Genomic DNA, 16,789 nt, shown 5'->3' with positions numbered 1-16,789 from the left:
TTTTTGTCCTTTATATCAGAGGCCGGCGCGGCACGGGCGCGCGCCGGCTAAATCCCTTTATGCTTCGGCGGCAGCCTTGGCGTCTTCGGGGGCGCCCACCTGGCGGCAAACCAGCGCACGGTCGATCTTGCGGATCATGCCGGACAGGGCTTTGCCCGCACCGATTTCCCAGAATTCGGTCACACCGTTGGCGGCCATCACCTGCACGCTTTCGCGCCAGCGCACCGAGCCGGTCACCTGTTCCACCAGCAATGCGCGGATTTCATCCGGGCTGGTCACTGCGTCGGCGCGCACATTGGCGATCAGCGGCACCGCCGGGGATTTGATGTCCACACCCGCCAGCGCTTCGGCCATGGCGTCAGCTGCGGGCTGCATCAGGGCGCAGTGGAACGGGGCGCTGACCGGCAGCATCACCGCGCGTTTGGCGCCCTTTTCCTTGGCGATCACCGCAGCGCGTTCGACCGCTGCCTTGGTTCCGGAGACCACCACCTGTGTCGGGTCATTGTCGTTGGCCGCCTGGCAAACCTCGCCCTGCGCGGCCTCCTCTGCCACGGCGCGCACAGCCTCAAGATCCAAGCCCAGGATCGCGGCCATGGCGCCCTCGCCCACCGGAACCGCGCTCTGCATCGCGAGACCGCGGGTGCGCAGGAGGCGCGCAGTGTCAGCGACCGAAATCGACCCCGCCGAAGCCAGCGCCGAATATTCACCCAGGGAATGGCCGGCCACAAAGGAGGCCTTGCCGATGGTGACGCCTTCGGCCTCCAGCGCGCGCATGGCGGCCATCGAGGTGGCCATCAGCGCGGGCTGAGCGTTCTGGGTCAGGGTAAGGGTTTCAATGTCGCCCTCCCAGATCAGCTGGCTCAGGCTTTCACCCAAAGCGTCATCCACCTCGTCAAAGATGGCTTTGGCGGCTGGATAAGCCTCGGCCAGTGCTTTGCCCATACCGATGGTCTGGGCACCCTGTCCCGGGAACACAAATGCGATCGTCATTGAAGACCTCGTCTGTTTTAACGTTTTGCCTGATTTAGCGGGCCTTTCCCCTGCGTACAAGCAAAGCCGCACTTTGCGCACCAAAGCTGTGCACCGGCTGACAATTCCTGCCGTTGCAACGCAGCCCCCCGCAGTTAGGTTAGAGCCACCGGAATCTGACAAGGAAATGCGCGCCAATGTCCCGTGCCAACACGTTCACCTCTTACGGCAGTGTCGCCAAAACGTTTCACTGGCTGACCGCCCTGCTGATTTTCTCGGCCTTTCCGCTAGGGTATTTCGCCAATGAGCTGGCGCATGAGATCCAAAGCCCCGGCTTTGACGGCAGCCAGGCGGTGATTGCACGGGCCACCCTGCTGTTCTCATTGCATAAGACTGTGGGGGTTGCGGTGTTCTTTACGGCGCTGCTGCGGATCCTGTGGGCGCTGAGCCAGCCGAAACCCGGCCTGCTGCATCCCGATCGCAAGGCCGAGGCGCTGGCGGCGGAGATGGTGCATTGGCTGCTGTACGGCTCGCTGGTGGCGGTGCCGCTGTCGGGGTGGATCCATCACGCCGCGACCACCGGTTTTGCGCCGATCTGGTGGCCGTTCGGGCAGAGCCTGCCGTTTGTGCCGAAGTCCGACCACGCGGCGGATTTTTTCGGCGGCTTGCACTGGGTTCTGGTCTGGACCCTGGCCGCCTCGCTGGGCCTGCATATTGCCGGGGCGCTGAAGCATCATGTGATGGACCGCGACGCCACTTTGCGCCGGATGCTGCCGGGCCGTGCTGACCTGCCGCAGCCGCCCGCGCAAAGCCACAGCCTGATGCCGGTGCTGGCAGCGCTGGCGGTCTGGGCCGGCGCCTTGGGCGGCGGCGCGGCCATTGGTGTCTTTGGCGGTCATGACCACAGCCACGGGAACGCGCAGGATCACGGCACGGAAGGCACCGTGACCCCAGTTGTGGCAGTAGACCCTGCGGCCGGGGGCGGCTGGGCGGTGCAGTCCGGTACACTAGGCCTGTCCGTCACCCAGATGGGTAGCGTCATTTCGGGCAGTTTCAGCGAGTGGGCTGCGGTGATCAACTTTGAGGAACCCGCGGCCCCGGGTCCGGCGGGTGATGTGGAGGTGACAGTGTCGATCCCGTCTCTGGAATTGGGATCGGTTGCCGGTCAGGCCATGGGCGCCGATTACTTTGACAGCGCAAATTTCCCAACTGCCCTGTTCAAGGCGGATATCGAAAAGCTGGCCGCAGGATATCAGGCATCAGGCACCCTGACCATCAAGGGCCAGACGGTTCCGGTCACCCTGCCCTTCAGCCTGGACCTGCAGGGCGGCACCGCAATGATGGCCGGCACGCTGACCCTGAACCGTCTCGATTTCGGCATTGGCAAAAGCCTGCCGGATGAAAGTTCGCTGGGGTTTGCCGTGGAGGTTCCGGTGGAGCTGGAGGCCAAACGGGCGGAATAATCCGGGCGCTGGCAGATCCGGGTGCCGGTTGATCCGGGGCCGGAGCCCTCCCGCGCCTGCGGGTGATCAGCGGGCTGATCCCCCTGGCAGCCTTGGGCACAGCGCCGCGCTGACGCGCGGCGCTGTGCCGTTTCAGCCGGTCTGTTTCTGCGCAACAGGTTTTACCGCATCGAAATGTCAGTGACGGTGCCGGTAATAGCCGCCGTGGCGGGTGCGGTGGCGGTGTATGCCGCGGTCATGGTTCCTGTGGCGGCCCGCGTAATGGCCGCGGCCGCGATGCGGCCGGTAGTAGGTGCGCGGCTGATACGAATGCGTGTAGCCGCGGTGACGGTCATTACGGTCATTCAGGTTTTTGGCAATAAGACCCAGAGCAATCAGCCCGGCAATGGCGCGGGCCGTATCACGGCCTGAATCATGGGCGGCAGCCGGTGGTGTGAACGCCAGGTTGGCAGCGAGGGCCAATGCCGCACCGGCTGAAACGAAGTAGCCTAGGCGAAACATGATGCCTCCTTTTTTAAGCGGCCGGAGGGGCCGGTTACAGCCTGCCGCAGCGGCTAGGAGAACACCAATGAACTTCTGTCACGCTTTGGCGAGGGGCCCGGCGCCGGATCCAACGCCAGATCTATCTCCGGGCTAGAAGACGGGTTGGCGGCCGGGCAACAAAAAACCGCCAGCCCCGGTGGAGCTGGCGGCAAGCCTTTCAAAGCAGAGGCTGAGCCTTAGCTGTCGGCCTTCATCGCTTCGACCGAGATTTTGATGTTCACCTCGTCGCTGACGAAAGGCGCGAACTGGCCCAGATTGTAGTCCGACCGCAGCACCGAGGTGGTGGCGTCAAAACCGGCCCAGGGCTTTTTCGCCATCGGGTGGTCACCGGTCTGGTTCAGCTTGGCGTCCAGCACCACCGGTTTGGTCACGCCGTTCAGGGTCAGATCACCGCTGATCTTGGCAGTGTTGTCGCCGGTCACTTCGATCGCGGTGGAGGTGAAGCTGACAGTTTCGTCTTCGGTTGCGTCAAAGAAATCCTTGGTCATGAAATGGTCGAAACGGGCCTGCCAGCCGGTGAACATCATGCTGAGCGGCATGGACACCGCGACACTGGAGGCTGCCGGGTCTTCCTGGTCGAACATGATCTCGCCCTCAAAGCCGGCGAACATACCATAGGTGGTCGAGTAGCCCAGGTGATTGTAGTCAAACAGGATCTGGCTGTGGCTGGAATCCAGCACGTATTTTTCCGGGGCGGCAGCAGCGCCGGTTACAGCAACAGCGGCCAGGGCGGCAGCAATCAGGGTCGTTTTCATGGGAAAAGCTCCGTCAGAATATATCATGAGGCAACAGATGCGGCGCATGCGCCCGAAAGGGAAGCCCGCAAAAACCAACATTACCTGTGAACGGGCGAACACAAAACCCGCCGGAAAGGCCGGCGGATTTTCCTCGCGAAAATGTGAAGGCGGGTCAGGTCAGGATCCGCACCGCACCGCTGAGCTGGTCGCGCAGCTGGCTGCGCATCGCGGCAGAGCCGATGGGCAGCTCGATCAGCAAGCTGCCGTCGGTCTCATACAATTGCACCGACACCGCCGTCAGCCGCGCCCCGCCCAAGGTGTCATAGCTGCGGCGCAACACGGTACACGGACGGCCCCGGCCATCCCGCTGAAGCACCCGCAGTTCGCGCCGCACCGGATCAAAGCAGGCTTCGGGCCGGTTGCCCGGTTCATGCGTTGTCATCAGCACCAGACCAATCAGCAAAAAGGCAACCGAGATACCGATCCTGATCAGGTTCATTTCCGGATCGGCGCCGGAACCCGGCACCAGCCACAATCCGGTGGAGCTGAGGATCATCGCGGCCCCCAGAACCCGAAGCAGCGCAACCCGAAGCTTCCAATTGGCCTCGAGTCTGAGGCTAAGCGGCACAGCTGCTGCCATCGCACCAAACGCAGCGGCTCCGGGGGTTTTGGTAACCTGCGGCGGGGTTTGGTCTGTCACTGCCATTTGATTGCCCTTTTTCAAGCTGCACCTGCCGGATGGCCCGGCTCCGCGGTTTCTGCCCGCGTTAAGGCTTCGTTAATCAGTGAAGACCTGCTTTGGGGCATCAATACGGCGGGCTAGCGGTATTGCAGCGGCGGCAGCGGCCGGCGGCGTGAAACCGCCCTTTTGCCTTGCTCTTTCAGCCGCAGCCTGTATAGGAGGCCCTGCTTCCGCGACATTTTCGATCCGCGCAGCCTCTCGTGACCGGGCAGCGGAAGCTTTAATGCCCGTTCTATGAAATGCGCCTAGACACAAACAGGAGTTCGCATGCCACTCTATGAGCATGTCATGATTGCGCGTCAGGACCTGTCCAACTCGCAAGCTGAAGGCCTCATCGAACATTTCGGTGCTGTTCTGTCCGACAACGGCGGCAAGCTGGTCGAGCAGGAGTACTGGGGCGTCAAAACGATGGCCTACAAGATCAACAAGAACCGCAAGGGGCATTACTCCTTCCTGAAGACTGACGCCTCTGCCGGCGCCATTCAGGAAATGGAACGCCTGATGCGTCTGCATGACGACGTGATGCGCGTCCTGACCATCAAGGTCGACGAGCACAAGGAAGGCCCCTCGGTCCAGATGCAGAAACGCGATGAACGCGACACCCGTCGCGAGCGCCGCTGATCTTAGCTTGAGAAAAGGACGCTAAACCATGGCAGCCAAACCGTTTTTCCGCCGCCGCAAAGTGTGCCCCTTCTCGGGCGACAACGCACCGGCGATCGACTACAAAGACACCCGTCTTCTGCAGCGCTACATTTCCGAGCGCGGCAAGATCGTACCGTCGCGCATCACCGCCGTTTCGGCCAAGAAGCAGCGTGAGCTGGCCCGTGCTATCAAGCGCGCCCGCTTCCTCGCCCTGCTGCCCTACGCCGTGAAGTAAGGAGATAAGCACATGCAAGTTATCCTTCTTGAGCGCGTTGCAAAGCTGGGCCAGATGGGCGACGTCGTTGACGTAAAGCCCGGGTTCGCCCGCAACTTCCTGCTGCCGCAGGGCAAGGCGAAAACCGCCTCTGAGGCCAATATCGCATCTTTTGAGGACCAGAAAGCGCAGCTGGAAGCGCGCAACCTGGAAACCAAGAAAGAGGCCGAGGCTCTGGCGGCAAAGCTGGACGGCCAGCAGTTCATCGTGATTCGCTCCGCATCGGACGCGGGCGCGCTGTACGGCTCGGTCACCCCGCGCGACGCAGCCGATGCTGCAACCGCAGACGGTTTCACCGTCGACAAGAAACAGGTCGCTCTGATCGCTCCGATCAAATACCTCGGCCTGCATTCTGTCTCCGTACGCCTGCACCCGGAAGTCGAAGCCGTCATCAATCTGAACGTTGCCCGCTCGGTCGAAGAAGCCGAACTGCAGGCATCCGGTAAATCGATCCAGGAGCTGGCCGCCGAAGAGGAAGCCGCTGCTGAATACGAGATCTCGGAACTGTTCGACGATATCGGTTCCGCCGCGTCTGACGACGACGACGCGCCGGTTGCTGACGCCGCTGGCGAAGAAACCAACTGATCCAACCGGATCAGGGAAACAGGGAAAAGGCCGCTCGATTGAGCGGCCTTTTCTTTTTTACCTTAACAGTTTGAAAAGATGTCCTAAGTTGTAGGAACATACACCTCCCCCATAAACCTCCCGTTTGCCTTCCTTTGGCAGGATGGTGCCGGGAGAAGGATAAAAACGGGGCCGTGATATGGAAAAATCATTGGAGCAAGAGGAACTGGCCCTGCGCCGCCGGCTGTTGTTCCGGTTGCTGCGCGGGCACAGGTTCGACACGCCGGTCTTCAAAACCGAGGCGATTTCCGACCCGGTGCCGCAGGGAATGATCAAACCAGGAAACGGGTTATTCACGCCTTCGGGGTCTGCTGCGCAGCCCCCTTCTCAGGACGGATCCCAGTCCTGCAGCCCATAACTCCGGAGTGCCGCCAGGCTGACAGGTCAAGGACCTGCAGATCGCAGCAAAGACGCACACCTGTGCGCGGGCCTGATGCCGCCCGGTTTGGCGCGAACCTGTTCCAGTGCCGCCAGGATGGCACTGCACAACGTCAAGGCGCCGGGCAAAGCAGGATCTGATGCAGGTGCTGTCATCCGCGGGGTATTCTGCGCGGCAGACGGCACGGTTGGCTTTGAGTGCAGCCAGCGCATGATGAACACCAACAACAGGAAGAACCGCGGCCATCCGATGACCGGCTCCCGGTGAATTTGCTGGTGTGATGCATGTTTCAGGTAGAACCCGGCGCTTATAGGGACCGCGGAAAAGTTGGGAAACAGCCGCGGCCCCCTCTGCCCGATTTGGTCAGCGGCCCCACAGGCGTGAGGGGCTAACTGCCCTGAGGGTTGTTTCTGCCTCAATGCGCATCCTCAATATGTAGTAGGAATCCATATTTAACAAATCTCTAATGACTAAAGTTTGATCGACCCTTCCGCCGTCTGATCGGGGCTGGGACAGGCGGACATCTGCTTGGTTCCGGCAGTTCTCTGCCGGTCCGGGGAACCCCCGGCAACACCGCCGTTGCAGCTTGCGGCGATGCGGCTAGTCTGGTTCCGGATAACAATTTTCGGAGGCCGCATGACGCGCCGGACCACTCTGATCTTTATTTTTGCAACTGCTGTTCTTACAGCCTGCAGCAGCACCGCCTCTCCGCCTGAGGCGAGCAGAACCGCCCCTCCGCTGTACCCCAATGAAACGCCCGAACTGCGGCAAAAGATCAATTATTGGGCCGATCATTACGAGGTGCCGCGCAGCCTGGTGCACCGGCTGGCCGTGCGCGAAAGCACCCACCGCCCCCATGCGGTGAACCGGCCCTATTACGGGTTGCTGCAGATCCTTCCTGCCACCGCGCGCTCGATGGGGTTCCAGGGCAAGCCCAAGGACCTGCTGGATGCCGGCACCAACCTGCAATACTCAGTGAAATACCTGCGCGGCGCCTGGCTGATCTCGGACGGCAGTCAGGATCAGGCCGTCAAACATTATTCCCGCGGCTATTACCACGAGGCCAAGCGCCGCGGCATGCTGAAGGAAACCGGCCTGCGCCCCTGAAGCCCCGGTGACGCAGGCGGCCGCAGCGCCCGGCAGGGCGCTGCCCGGCCCAACGGGACGCGCTGTCTTGCGCAGCAAGACGGCAAGGACGGGCGGGAGCACCCGGCTGCGGCCTGCATTTTAGGGGAATTGTAATCAGCAGCCGCTTAACTGGCGTCATGCTGAGCCTGATCAAACTCCTGCTTCCTGCCCTGATGCCATCCTGGCGGTTCTTCAAGGCGGTGGATCCGTCGCCGCGGGTGGAATGGGCCATGCTTGCCAATGCCGCCAGCACGCCAGCCCAGTGGCATGAATTCCGGCCGCGCCCGCAGCATCTGGCGCCCTGGGCAATGGCCTGCCGGATGCTATGGAACCCGCGCTGGAACGAAAACCTGTTCCTGGTCAGCTGCGCGGAACGGCTGACGCTGGCGCCGTCCGGCCACAGCCGGCAGGAGATCCTGCGCCGGATCACCGCCGAGCTGGAGCGCACGCTGCCGCCCGGTGCCCGGCTGCCCTATCTGCAGTTCCGGCTGGTTTTCACCGACCGCGCCGGGGATGGCCGGCTGGTCATGGCCGTAACCTACCTATCCGAACCGCATCTGGTGGCTGGAGTGGCCTCCGCATGACACTGGATTTGGCCCTGCGCCTGACCGAGATCCTGCTGGCGCTCGCCTTTATGCAGCAAAGCGCCGAACATCTGGCCGGGCTCCGGGATGAACAGGTGATTTACGGACCCCGCCTGATAATGTCCGGGTTCCTGCTGTTCGGCATTGCCACACCTTGGGTGCTGCTGGGACTGCTCGGACTGGGCTTGCTGATTCTGCAGCGGTTCCAAGGCCCCTATAACGGCGGCAGCGACAAGATGAGCCTTCTGGTTCTTTGCTGCCTCACTGCAGCCCGCTGGCTGCCCTCTGAACAGTGGCAGGAATACGCGTTCGCCTATCTCGCCGGGCAGCTGGTGATCTGCTACTTCATTTCCGGCCAGGTGAAGATCGTGAACCCCGAGTGGCGCTCCGGCCGGGCGCTTCAGGACGTGTTCCGCTTCTCCGCCTACCCGGTCAGCGAGGACCTGCGCGGGCTGGCGGACCGCCCGCGGCTGCTGTGGTTCATGGGCTGGGCTGTGATGTTGTTCGAGGTGCTGTTTCCGCTGGCCCTGTTCAGCCGCGAGACACTGGTGCTGGCGCTGTTCACCGCCGCGCTGTTCCATCTGGCCAATGCCTGCCTGTTCGGGCTGAACCGGTTCTTCTGGATCTGGCTGGCCGCCTACCCGTCCTTGGTATGGCTGCAGGACCGGGTTGTTCTGTAAGGCCGGCCGCAACGAAAAAGGCCGCCCCAAAGGCGGCCTTTCCGTAATGCTGACGGCTTAAGAGGATTACTCCTCGTCCAGCGCCTCGACAGCTTTCTGCAGATCGTCCTTGGAGACTTCTTTCTCCGTAACCTTCGCTTGCGCGACGATGTGGTCGACAACCTTGTCTTCAAACAGCGGCGCCCGCAGCTGCTGCTGCATCTGAGCGTTCTGCTGGATGAATTCAAAGAACTGGCGTTCCTGGCCCGGATACTGACGCGCCTGCGCCATGATCGCCTGGGTCATTTCGGCGTCGGTCACTTCGACTTCGGCTTTCTGGCCCAGCTCGGCCAGCAGCAGGCCCAGGCGCACGCGGCGCTCGGCAAGGGTGTTGTGCTCGTCGGTGGTTTCGATCTCGGGGTGATCATGGCCTTCGACTTCCGGGTTGTCCTCGTGCCACAGCTGATGCGCGATCTGCTTGGCTTCGGCCTCGACCAGCGACGGCGGCAGATCGAAGGAGACCAGAGTGTCCAGCTGGTCCAGCAGCGCACGCTTCATCACGGCACGTGCTGCACCGGCATATTCGGCTTCCAGACGCTCGCTGATCTGAGCCTTCAGCGCGTCCAGATCGTCAGCGCCGAATTTGGTGGCCAGCTCGTCGTTGATCTCGGCCGCTTTCGGGGCCTTCACCTCTTTCACGGTGCAGGAGAACACGGCCTCTTTACCGGCCAGATGCTCGGCGCCGTACTCTTCCGGGAAGGACACGGTCACGTCTTTTTCTTCACCGGCTTTGGAGCCGATCAGCTGCTCCTCAAAACCGGGGATGAAGGAGTTGGAGCCGAGGGCCAGCGGGTAGTCGTCGCCTGCGCCGCCTTCAAAGGCTTCACCATCGATCCGGCCGACAAAGTCGATCACAACCTGGTCGCCGTCTTCTGCAGCCGCACCGTCTTCGCGGGCCTCAAATTCCTTGGCGGTGTCGGCCAGGTTGGTCAGCGCTTCGGTGACGGCTTCTTCTTCTGCCTTCACAACCAGCTTTTCCAGCGCGACGCCGGAGAAGTCGACCTCGGGGATTTCCGGCAGCGCCTCATAGGCCAGCTCGACATTGACGTCGTCGCCTTCTTTCCATTCGTCGTTGGTCATTTTCACGTCGGGCTGCTGCGCCGGACGGTCGCCGCTGTCCTCGAAGTGCTTGTTCATGGCACCGTCAACAGCTTCCTGCATGGCTTCGCCGATCAGGCGCTGGCCGAACTGCTTTTTCAGCAGCGCCATCGGCACCTTGCCCTTGCGGAAACCCTTCATTTCGACTTCCGGCTGCGCTTCGACGAGCTTTTCGTTGACCTTCTCGTTCAGCTCAGCAGCCGTAACGGTGATAGCGTAGCCGCGTTTCAGACCTTCGTTCAGCGTCTCGGTGACCTGCATCCTATACCCCATAGAGATTCGGGGCGCGTGCGCGCAGGCGCCCCCAGACAATTTGCGGTCTTCTATTTCCCCCGGCGCCCCGGCGCAAGAGGCATTGCCGGTTTGCCGCGCAATCACGCGGATTTCCGGTGCCCGAATATGAAAAACACGCCCGCAAAGGGGCGTGTTTTCCGTTCTGCAACCGAGGGAGGAAGGTTCAGAACTTCCAGCGGGCACCGGCCAGGATCACATTGGCATCCTGATAGGTGGTGGCGCTGGTTTCAGCATAGGAATAGTCACGGTAGGCCAGATAGGTTTCGACATTGTAAGCGTCGATCTTCTGGACCGCGGCAATGCCCCAGGACTCGGCGCTGTCACCGGCGGTCACCATGTCCGAACCATCGTAGTAATCAACCGAGAACGCGGTGGAGCCCGCCGCGATCAAATCTGCCTTGTAGCCCAGCTTGGCATAGGCATAGGTGCCCGCAATGTCGCGCTCGCCCGCAGCCAGGTTCAGCGACAGGCCGGTTGCCTTGTGCAGCACCGCGAAGGAGCCGGAGATATCGCGCTGGTCGGCCTTGCCGGTTTCTTCGGTCCAGGAGGCGCCGATGCCGCTGTCGATGGCAAAACCTGCCGCGTCATCATTGGCCCAACGCACCGCCACGTCATAGCTTTCGCGGTCGTTTGCGTCCTTCAGCACGTCAGTGCCGTAAGAGGTGGACAGAGTGAAACCCGCCAGTTCCGGGGTGTCATAGCGGACCCGGCCCAGACGGCCGCCGTCCAGATCGGTGAAGGCATCGCCGATATCCACACCGCTGAGAGCGCCGCCGGTGGTGCGGAAAGCATAGCCGCCCGCGGAGTCGGCAACAGAGTTGGAGGCGCCAAGGCCGGTGCCCGAAAAATCCGCGCCGGTGATGCCGTCGGTTGCCATCGAGCCCTGACCTGCCGAGAAGCGGCCATAGCTGGCAGTGTCGAACTGGAAATCAACATGGCGGATGTTGGTGCGGTCCCAGCTGATGTTGTCGCCGATGGTCAGCTGGCTGACCCCGTCCGAGCCACGAAAGCCAAAGGCAGTCTCGAAGCGGAACCGCAAAGTGTTTTCGCCATAAGCTTGCTCAAGCTCAAAACCGATGCGCGAATTTGACGCCTCGTTGTCCACCAGACGGTTAAAGTCTTCCTGCCCGTCATCAAAGGACTGGAACGACGGGTTGAATTGCCCGTACCAGCGGAAGCTGCCGCCAGTGTCATTGGTGTAAGTCGGGCCCGCAAATGCCGGGGCTGCAAGCGCCGCTGCCAAAGTGGCCGCGCCTGCGCGCGCTGCAAATTTATTGCTCATTTTCTTCAGGTCTCCTGTTCCGTCAGCAGCATGTCTCTCCATCCCTGAGACCGCCGCTTGAGCCAGGAGCTATCACGCGTTTTTCCGCCCCTTCAGGGTTGAAAATTCACCCCGGGATCAGGAGAAATGAATAGGCGGATTTTTGCCTACAGCAACTTCAAGCCTGCAAGAAACCGCCTATGGGCAATGCGTTAGGTGAAAAAGGTCACTTTCACCCAATCACCAGGCTCAGAGGGGGCATGCAATTTCTGCAACCCTGCGCACACGCTCAATACTGCATTCATTTTTGCACAGAACAGCGCAGCGGAGCCCGGCAAAAAAACGTCCCGGACAAACGGGGCACTTCAGTGCGCTGCGTCCCGCAAGGATCAGATCTTCCAACCTGCGCCTTGAACCCAAGCGATCAGATCCAGCTAGAGCCGCTGCGCGGCATGGCTTCCGGAATGCCTGCGCCATCCGCGGCCAGCCTGCTCCAAGGCGATGCGCTTGGAACGCCGGGCCAGCGCTTACGGCATGCCGAAGGGGCTTAGTCCAGCTATCACTATCCAGTTGTCCAGCGCATCGCGCAATGTGGCGCCGCGTGCGGAAAACCCGTGCAGCTGAACTGACCACCGGCATTCGGGCGCAGCTGACTGTTCCCCGCGCACCAGCCTGACTTCGCCGCCCATCATGACGAATTGAGACGCCCGCGGGATGCCCTGAAGCTCGGACAGGATGCGCCAGTCGGAAATACTTTGCTGAGTGTTAATCTTTGACATGCGGGAGTGCTCGGATTTCCATCTGGGGCCGTGAGTGCCGTCGCAGCTGTGCTGTCTGCAAAAAAACAGAAAGATCTTCACGCTTCGCTGCTTCCTGGCTGGGGCACATCGGCAGAATAAACGCGGTACTTGCCGTTTTGATCGCCCCTGAGCGGGCCAAGCGGGACGACATTTGCAAAGCCTGAGGACTTGGCAAGCCGTGCGACAACCGGCGGAGACAGAAAAACGAAACGTTCTCCGCCCAGCTCCTGCAGAAATGTCCGCAGCCGCTGCAACACCAGCTGCCCTGCTCCCGCGGCACCATTCGATGCAAACCTGGTGAGTTCCCAGACCGCGGGATCGCACGGCGGCTCTTCATCACACAGGTCTGTGGGCAGCCCGGGAAGCATGCCGCGGACCGCATCACGCACCATATAAGTCATTTCGGATCTGCCTGGATGGCGGCCCCCGCGGTCTGTGCGCAGCAGCCTCGCACCGGCCAGCGCTTCGCCTGTGGCAGGATCAAATGCGATAATGTAGTAGGCGTCCAGGTGATCGTATTGATCCAGATCGCTTCGGCAGGACAGCCACACGCGCCAGTTTTTGCCGTCCGCAAACACGCTCTTGCGCAACGACATAAAGGCGTCCAGCACATCCTGATCTGGACTTCTCAGTGACTTTGGCAGCCGCACCGGCTCAAACCGGACAACCATAGTTTCAATACATGTCCGGGCCTTGGCCTCGCTCCTGGCGTATCCGTTTTGCATAAATGTATCTCCAGTACAGGTTTCCACCTTCCCTGCGCAGAAATTACACCTAAAGGTAGATTTTCGTTTGTCCATAACTACCTGACTGTTGCATTCTATTTGCAACTCTGGTCACATCAAATGCGACCTAGGTTGCGGGCAAGACAACCAAGGTTGCCGGCAGTGAGACTTAAGTCGCAAGTCATTCGGGGTGGAAGGTTGAGATGCCAAAATCTGTGATTACAACGAATCTGCCCTCGGACGGAGCAAACAGCACAAAGATTGCCGAGGCTTTTTCGGCCTGCAGATCCGCGATCAACGAAGTAAGCACCACGGGTTTCACTCTCATGGTCAACTTTTCAATCATGGGGTATGAGCACTTTGAATGTTCCTTCCACGAAAAATGGAAGGAACAGTATGACCGGGAAAACTACTTCCTTCATGACCCTGTATTCAATTGGGCGCTGAAGAACGAAGGCGCCATACGCTGGTCGGCCATTCAGCTGCCCGACCCTCTGCAGATACTCGAAAAGTCTCAGCGGTACGGATTGGTATATGGCGCTGCCTTTGCGGCTCTGACGGGGTCAAAAAGATCGATGGTGTTTGTTTCCCGGCAGGACAGGGAGCTTTCGGACACCGAGATGCGCAGGCTGAGCATGGTTGTCACCGAGTTTTTTGACTCGCTGCTTCCCCCCCCGTCCCTTTCCGGGAAAGAACTGGAGATGCTGCGCCTGCATATCCAGCAGGAGATGTCTTATGATGAGATCGCAGAGCAGTTCACGCTCTCTCTATCAGCAGTGAAAACCAGTTTTCTGCGGATGCGGCAAAAGTTCGGCTGCAAGTCAACCGCGCGCCTCGCCTATCTGGCCAAAGAGCGCAACCTGTTTGGGGTAGAGCCGCCCTGAACCTGTTGACCAGCCTCAATAAAATGATCCGGGGATCGTTTCGGAACAAGCGATGCAGCGTACCAGGAATTTTACCAAAGCTGCCGTTCGCCCACCTCGCAGGATCCGGCACTTGGGGTCGATCCTGCCACCCGCTGGGATGAGAACAGGCCAAGCAAAGGCAGCTATCCAAGACAGCCCGGCCACGCCGAAACATAATAAGAACATGATCAAGAGTATAAAACATAGCGCAGAACACTCGCTGCGCTGAGTTTGTAGAAATTTACCTGAAAATCAAGTTGGTGCGGGTGAAGGGACTCGAACCCCCACGCCTTGCGGCGCCAGAACCTAAATCTGGTGCGTCTACCAATTCCGCCACACCCGCACGCACACAAAAATGCTTTGTGTGACGCGGTGATTATCAAAGGACAGCGGCGGATGCGAGCGGAAAACGCGTCCTTGGGCGCCCTGTGCAAAACAGCAACAATCCGTCCGCATAATTGCAACAATGGGCAGGCTTTCGCCGGAAAAAGCTGGGCCTGGAATCCGGTTCTGGCATAGATTCACAAAAAAGTCTGAGGCAGACAGAGCGAGTAACAACATGAAACCGTTTGGTAATGCGGCATTGCGCGCGCAATTGGCGATGCGCGGCCAAGCACAGCCCCGGCGCCTGTATCAGGGCAGTCAGAACATCAGCCTGCTGCGCGGCACCCTGGTGCTGACCCGCGAGGGTGAGCGCGCAGCGGAAGAGGTTAAAGCAGGCGGCAGCCTCATCACCCGCACCCAGGGCATGGCCCGGGTAGAAGCGGTCCGCACCCGCCGCGCCATGCTGCAAGCCGTGTGCATTTCTGCCGGATCGCTTGGCGACACCCGCGCAGACAGCGACCTGACCGTCCCTTGGGACCAGCGGGTCCTGGTCCGTGATTGGCGCGCCAAGGCAATGTTCGGCCAGCCGCAGGCAGTGGTGCCGGCCTATGAGCTGGTGGATGGCGAATTCATCCGTGATCTGGGTCTGCAGATGATGGATCTGACGATCCTGGAGTTTTCCCGCCCGCATGTGATTTATGCAGGCGGATTGGAACTGGCCGCGGCAGCCGCACCGGACGAAGATCTGCGCCCGGCAGCCTGAGCCGGAGCGTTACAGCCCCAGTTTGCGGAACACGGCGGGGATCTGCTCTGGCAGGTCCTCGGCAATCAGGCCGGGGCCGAATTCCAGTGCGCATTCCACATGGACATAGGCGGCAGTTTCCGCCGCCTGCATCGGAGAGAACCCGCGCGCCATCAGCCCGGTGATGAAGCCCGCCAGCACATCGCCCGACCCGGCGGTGGCCAGCCAGGGGGCAGAACGTTCGTAATGCGCGGAATTGACCGAGCAGCGGCCGTCCGGCGCTGCAATCACCGTATCCGGCCCCTTGAACAGCACCACACAACCCGCGCGTATTGCCGCCTCGCGGGTGGCATCCACTTTAGAATAAGCCGGGCCTGTGGTGGCTGGCGCATTCAGTTTCTCGGCCAGATCCGGAAACAGCCTGGCAAATTCACCGCCATGCGGGGTGATCACACAGTCTTCATGCAAAACCTCAAACAGCACCTCCGGCTTCATCTCGAACCGGGTAAGCGCATCTGCATCCAGCACGGTTGCCCGTTTTTCCTTCAATGTGGCGAATACCATCGCCTGCGTATCCGCACCGCGCCCCATGCCGGGGCCAAGGCAAATAGCGCTGAGCCGTTCGTCTTCCATCAGCTCCACCAGCCCATGTGCTCCGTCGATCTGGCGAAGCATGATGGCGGTCAGATTGGCGGCATTTTCAAACATCGCCGAGCGAGGCGAACCGACGGTGACCAGCCCTGCCCCGATCCGCAGGGCGCCGCGGGCGGCAAGACGGGCCGCGCCGGTTTTGCCGTGGCCGCCGGAGAGGATGAGGGCGTGGCCGTGGGAATATTTGTGCTCTTCTCTATTTTTGGGCAGTAAACCTGACCGCCGGTGATCTACGAGGTTTACAAAACCCTCGCCGCTCGTCCCGCCGCACTCATTCATTCCAGGGAAATCATCTTGCTGGGCCAGAAAGCCCTTCCCGGCTTCAAACCCGGCCAGCCCAATATCTACGGTGCGCAGGCTCCCGCAGTAACCCGGCCCATCGTCAACGAAATGCCCAATACGGGATCTATGGAAAGTGACTGTAAGCCAGCTCCAGTTACCACCATATTCCAGGCACAATGCGCGACCACTGTTCATGCAAAGACCTGTTGGCGCATCAACCGCTACCATCCGGTTCAAAGTTCTGCCCTCGGTGTATAGTTTGGTCAGCGGCTCAAGGACAGAACTGTCCGGCGCACGCGACAATCCAGAGCCAAAAATTGCATCCACGAAAAGGCTCCCTTCCGCGTTACCAACAGCTTCTGTACTCCACGGCTTTACAGTGCCCGCACCCAAACGCTCATAATTCACCCTCGCATCCGGCGGCAGCTTGTCCGGGTCGCCGTAAAGAAACACCTCCACCTCCCAGCCGCGCTCCTTCAAAAGCCGCGCCACCACAAAGCCGTCGCCGCCGTTGTTGCCCGGCCCGCACAGGACCACCGCCCGGCGCGGCTTTTCATCTTTCCCAAAATACTCCGGGGAGCGCGAGGGGTCGGCCCCTCGCTCTTCTGCCAGCTCTGGCCACTCTTCGAAAATGGCCTCAACCACCCCCTGCCCGGCCCGCTCCATCAGCTCCAGCCCGGTCACTTCGCCGGACTCAATGGCGGCCTGTTCGATGGCCCGCATCTGGGCGGCGGTCAGCAGTTCGGTCATCTCGTCTTCTTTCCCGATTCAATTCTGCGCAATCCTTGGGCGCAGTGCTTAATTTTTAGGCGGCGACACTCAAATCCTGGCCAGAATTGCCGCAGCTGCACAGCCGCGCATTGCTGCCTTCATTTAGAAGTGAAATGACACCCTCAACAAGCT

20 protein-coding genes and 1 tRNA gene are annotated in these 16,789 nt (G+C 60.8%); 11 read left to right on the top strand and 10 right to left on the bottom strand.

Annotated elements, in window-relative coordinates; genetic code table 11:
- Nucleotides 1-57: 57 nt before the first annotated feature.
- A complete protein-coding gene (gene fabD / locus K3555_RS08495) occupies nt 58-990 on the bottom strand; it encodes an ACP S-malonyltransferase (protein ID WP_260008146.1) in 933 nt (310 codons plus the stop codon).
- A 176-nt stretch (nt 991-1,166) separates the two neighbouring features.
- On the opposite strand from fabD, the gene K3555_RS08490 reads away from it, so the two are divergent.
- Nucleotides 1,167-2,432 (top strand): cytochrome b/b6 domain-containing protein, encoded by a 1,266-nt coding sequence (locus tag K3555_RS08490; RefSeq protein WP_260008145.1) that lies wholly within the window; start codon nt 1,167-1,169, stop codon nt 2,430-2,432.
- Nucleotides 2,433-2,609: 177 nt separating this feature from the next.
- Here the strand turns inward: K3555_RS08490 and K3555_RS08485 are convergent, their stop codons facing one another.
- The 3 genes from K3555_RS08485 to K3555_RS08475 all read right to left on the bottom strand — a co-directional run bounded on the left by K3555_RS08485 (nt 2,610) and on the right by K3555_RS08475 (nt 4,418).
- Nucleotides 2,610-2,933, bottom strand: a complete 324-nt coding sequence (locus K3555_RS08485; protein WP_260008144.1) for a hypothetical protein — start codon at nt 2,931-2,933, stop codon at nt 2,610-2,612.
- 218 nt (nt 2,934-3,151) lie between these two features.
- Nucleotides 3,152-3,730, bottom strand: a complete 579-nt coding sequence (locus K3555_RS08480) for a YceI family protein (protein WP_260008143.1) — start codon at nt 3,728-3,730, stop codon at nt 3,152-3,154.
- A 154-nt stretch (nt 3,731-3,884) separates the two neighbouring features.
- Entirely contained in the window at nt 3,885-4,418 is a 534-nt protein-coding gene (locus tag K3555_RS08475; RefSeq protein WP_259991906.1) for a hypothetical protein, read from the bottom strand.
- 303 nt (nt 4,419-4,721) lie between these two features.
- Here K3555_RS08475 and rpsF point away from each other — a divergent pair, with 303 nt between their 5' ends.
- From rpsF to K3555_RS08435, 8 genes are all read left to right on the top strand, one after another.
- Entirely contained in the window at nt 4,722-5,075 is a 354-nt protein-coding gene (gene rpsF / locus K3555_RS08470) for a 30S ribosomal protein S6 (protein WP_027259123.1), read from the top strand.
- A 28-nt stretch (nt 5,076-5,103) separates the two neighbouring features.
- A complete protein-coding gene (gene rpsR, locus K3555_RS08465; RefSeq protein ID WP_005852865.1) occupies nt 5,104-5,331 on the top strand; it encodes a 30S ribosomal protein S18 in 228 nt (75 codons plus the stop codon).
- Nucleotides 5,332-5,343: 12 nt separating this feature from the next.
- The gene (rplI, locus tag K3555_RS08460) at nt 5,344-5,955 is read left to right on the top strand and encodes a 50S ribosomal protein L9 (RefSeq protein ID WP_129371035.1); all 612 of its coding nucleotides are present in this window, start codon (nt 5,344-5,346) and stop codon (nt 5,953-5,955) included.
- A gap of 178 nt (nt 5,956-6,133) precedes the next feature.
- A complete protein-coding gene (locus K3555_RS08455; RefSeq protein WP_259998916.1) occupies nt 6,134-6,352 on the top strand; it encodes a hypothetical protein in 219 nt (72 codons plus the stop codon).
- A gap of 117 nt (nt 6,353-6,469) precedes the next feature.
- Nucleotides 6,470-6,640, top strand: a complete 171-nt coding sequence (locus tag K3555_RS08450) for a hypothetical protein (protein WP_260008142.1) — start codon at nt 6,470-6,472, stop codon at nt 6,638-6,640.
- A gap of 369 nt (nt 6,641-7,009) precedes the next feature.
- Nucleotides 7,010-7,480 (top strand): lytic transglycosylase domain-containing protein, encoded by a 471-nt coding sequence (locus tag K3555_RS08445; RefSeq protein WP_260008141.1) that lies wholly within the window; start codon nt 7,010-7,012, stop codon nt 7,478-7,480.
- A 158-nt stretch (nt 7,481-7,638) separates the two neighbouring features.
- The gene (locus K3555_RS08440; protein ID WP_260008140.1) at nt 7,639-8,085 is read left to right on the top strand and encodes a hypothetical protein; all 447 of its coding nucleotides are present in this window, start codon (nt 7,639-7,641) and stop codon (nt 8,083-8,085) included.
- Complete coding sequence (locus K3555_RS08435) at nt 8,082-8,765, top strand: HTTM domain-containing protein (protein ID WP_260008139.1); 684 nt, start codon at nt 8,082-8,084, stop codon at nt 8,763-8,765. Before K3555_RS08440 ends, K3555_RS08435 begins: the two co-directional genes overlap by 4 nt.
- Nucleotides 8,766-8,831: 66 nt before the next feature.
- On the opposite strand, the gene tig is transcribed toward K3555_RS08435, so the two are convergent.
- The 4 genes from tig to K3555_RS08415 form a co-directional block, all read right to left on the bottom strand.
- A complete protein-coding gene (tig, locus tag K3555_RS08430) occupies nt 8,832-10,163 on the bottom strand; it encodes a trigger factor (protein ID WP_260008138.1) in 1,332 nt (443 codons plus the stop codon).
- Nucleotides 10,164-10,359: 196 nt separating this feature from the next.
- Complete coding sequence (locus tag K3555_RS08425; RefSeq protein WP_260008137.1) at nt 10,360-11,478, bottom strand: porin; 1,119 nt, start codon at nt 11,476-11,478, stop codon at nt 10,360-10,362.
- Nucleotides 11,479-11,984: 506 nt separating this feature from the next.
- A complete protein-coding gene (locus tag K3555_RS08420; protein ID WP_260008136.1) occupies nt 11,985-12,236 on the bottom strand; it encodes a hypothetical protein in 252 nt (83 codons plus the stop codon).
- A gap of 77 nt (nt 12,237-12,313) precedes the next feature.
- A complete protein-coding gene (locus K3555_RS08415; RefSeq protein WP_260008135.1) occupies nt 12,314-13,057 on the bottom strand; it encodes an acyl-homoserine-lactone synthase in 744 nt (247 codons plus the stop codon).
- A gap of 128 nt (nt 13,058-13,185) precedes the next feature.
- Here K3555_RS08415 and K3555_RS08410 point away from each other — a divergent pair, with 128 nt between their 5' ends.
- A complete protein-coding gene (locus K3555_RS08410; RefSeq protein WP_260008133.1) occupies nt 13,186-13,866 on the top strand; it encodes an autoinducer binding domain-containing protein in 681 nt (226 codons plus the stop codon).
- Between the two features lie 279 nt (nt 13,867-14,145).
- Here K3555_RS08410 and K3555_RS08405 read toward each other — a convergent pair.
- A tRNA-Leu gene (locus K3555_RS08405) sits at nt 14,146-14,230 on the bottom strand.
- A gap of 216 nt (nt 14,231-14,446) precedes the next feature.
- On the opposite strand from K3555_RS08405, the gene K3555_RS08400 reads away from it, so the two are divergent.
- On the top strand, nt 14,447-14,974 hold the full coding sequence (locus K3555_RS08400) for a Hint domain-containing protein (RefSeq protein WP_260008132.1): 528 nt from the start codon (nt 14,447-14,449) through the stop codon (nt 14,972-14,974).
- A gap of 9 nt (nt 14,975-14,983) precedes the next feature.
- Here the strand turns inward: K3555_RS08400 and K3555_RS08395 are convergent, their stop codons facing one another.
- Complete coding sequence (locus K3555_RS08395) at nt 14,984-16,636, bottom strand: NAD(P)H-hydrate dehydratase (RefSeq protein WP_260008131.1); 1,653 nt, start codon at nt 16,634-16,636, stop codon at nt 14,984-14,986.
- Between the last annotated feature and the right edge of the window lie 153 nt (nt 16,637-16,789).

The sequence above is a fragment of the Leisingera sp. M527 genome (assembly GCF_025141525.1).
In the GTDB taxonomy this organism is placed as follows: Bacteria; Pseudomonadota; Alphaproteobacteria; order Rhodobacterales; family Rhodobacteraceae; genus Leisingera.
The sequence above is the reverse complement of the archived record's forward strand: the minus strand, read 5'-3'. Positions and strand labels throughout refer to the sequence as shown.

Coding starts and splice junctions, on each gene's coding strand:
- tig (WP_260008138.1), bottom strand. CDS start 10,163: ATGCAGGTCACCGAGACGCTGAACGAAGGTCTGAAACGCGGCTACGCT.
- K3555_RS08425 (WP_260008137.1), bottom strand. CDS start 11,478: ATGAGCAATAAATTTGCAGCGCGCGCAGGCGCGGCCACTTTGGCAGCG.
- K3555_RS08395 (WP_260008131.1), bottom strand. CDS start 16,636: ATGACCGAACTGCTGACCGCCGCCCAGATGCGGGCCATCGAACAGGCC.
- rplI (WP_129371035.1), top strand. CDS start 5,344: ATGCAAGTTATCCTTCTTGAGCGCGTTGCAAAGCTGGGCCAGATGGGC.
- K3555_RS08455 (WP_259998916.1), top strand. CDS start 6,134: ATGGAAAAATCATTGGAGCAAGAGGAACTGGCCCTGCGCCGCCGGCTG.
- rpsR (WP_005852865.1), top strand. CDS start 5,104: ATGGCAGCCAAACCGTTTTTCCGCCGCCGCAAAGTGTGCCCCTTCTCG.
- K3555_RS08485 (WP_260008144.1), bottom strand. CDS start 2,933: ATGTTTCGCCTAGGCTACTTCGTTTCAGCCGGTGCGGCATTGGCCCTC.
- K3555_RS08440 (WP_260008140.1), top strand. CDS start 7,639: ATGCTGAGCCTGATCAAACTCCTGCTTCCTGCCCTGATGCCATCCTGG.
- K3555_RS08490 (WP_260008145.1), top strand. CDS start 1,167: ATGTCCCGTGCCAACACGTTCACCTCTTACGGCAGTGTCGCCAAAACG.
- K3555_RS08480 (WP_260008143.1), bottom strand. CDS start 3,730: ATGAAAACGACCCTGATTGCTGCCGCCCTGGCCGCTGTTGCTGTAACC.
- K3555_RS08450 (WP_260008142.1), top strand. CDS start 6,470: ATGGCACTGCACAACGTCAAGGCGCCGGGCAAAGCAGGATCTGATGCA.
- K3555_RS08445 (WP_260008141.1), top strand. CDS start 7,010: ATGACGCGCCGGACCACTCTGATCTTTATTTTTGCAACTGCTGTTCTT.
- rpsF (WP_027259123.1), top strand. CDS start 4,722: ATGCCACTCTATGAGCATGTCATGATTGCGCGTCAGGACCTGTCCAAC.
- fabD (WP_260008146.1), bottom strand. CDS start 990: ATGACGATCGCATTTGTGTTCCCGGGACAGGGTGCCCAGACCATCGGT.
- K3555_RS08475 (WP_259991906.1), bottom strand. CDS start 4,418: ATGGCAGTGACAGACCAAACCCCGCCGCAGGTTACCAAAACCCCCGGA.
- K3555_RS08420 (WP_260008136.1), bottom strand. CDS start 12,236: ATGTCAAAGATTAACACTCAGCAAAGTATTTCCGACTGGCGCATCCTG.
- K3555_RS08435 (WP_260008139.1), top strand. CDS start 8,082: ATGACACTGGATTTGGCCCTGCGCCTGACCGAGATCCTGCTGGCGCTC.
- K3555_RS08400 (WP_260008132.1), top strand. CDS start 14,447: ATGAAACCGTTTGGTAATGCGGCATTGCGCGCGCAATTGGCGATGCGC.
- K3555_RS08410 (WP_260008133.1), top strand. CDS start 13,186: ATGCCAAAATCTGTGATTACAACGAATCTGCCCTCGGACGGAGCAAAC.
- K3555_RS08415 (WP_260008135.1), bottom strand. CDS start 13,057: ATGGACAAACGAAAATCTACCTTTAGGTGTAATTTCTGCGCAGGGAAG.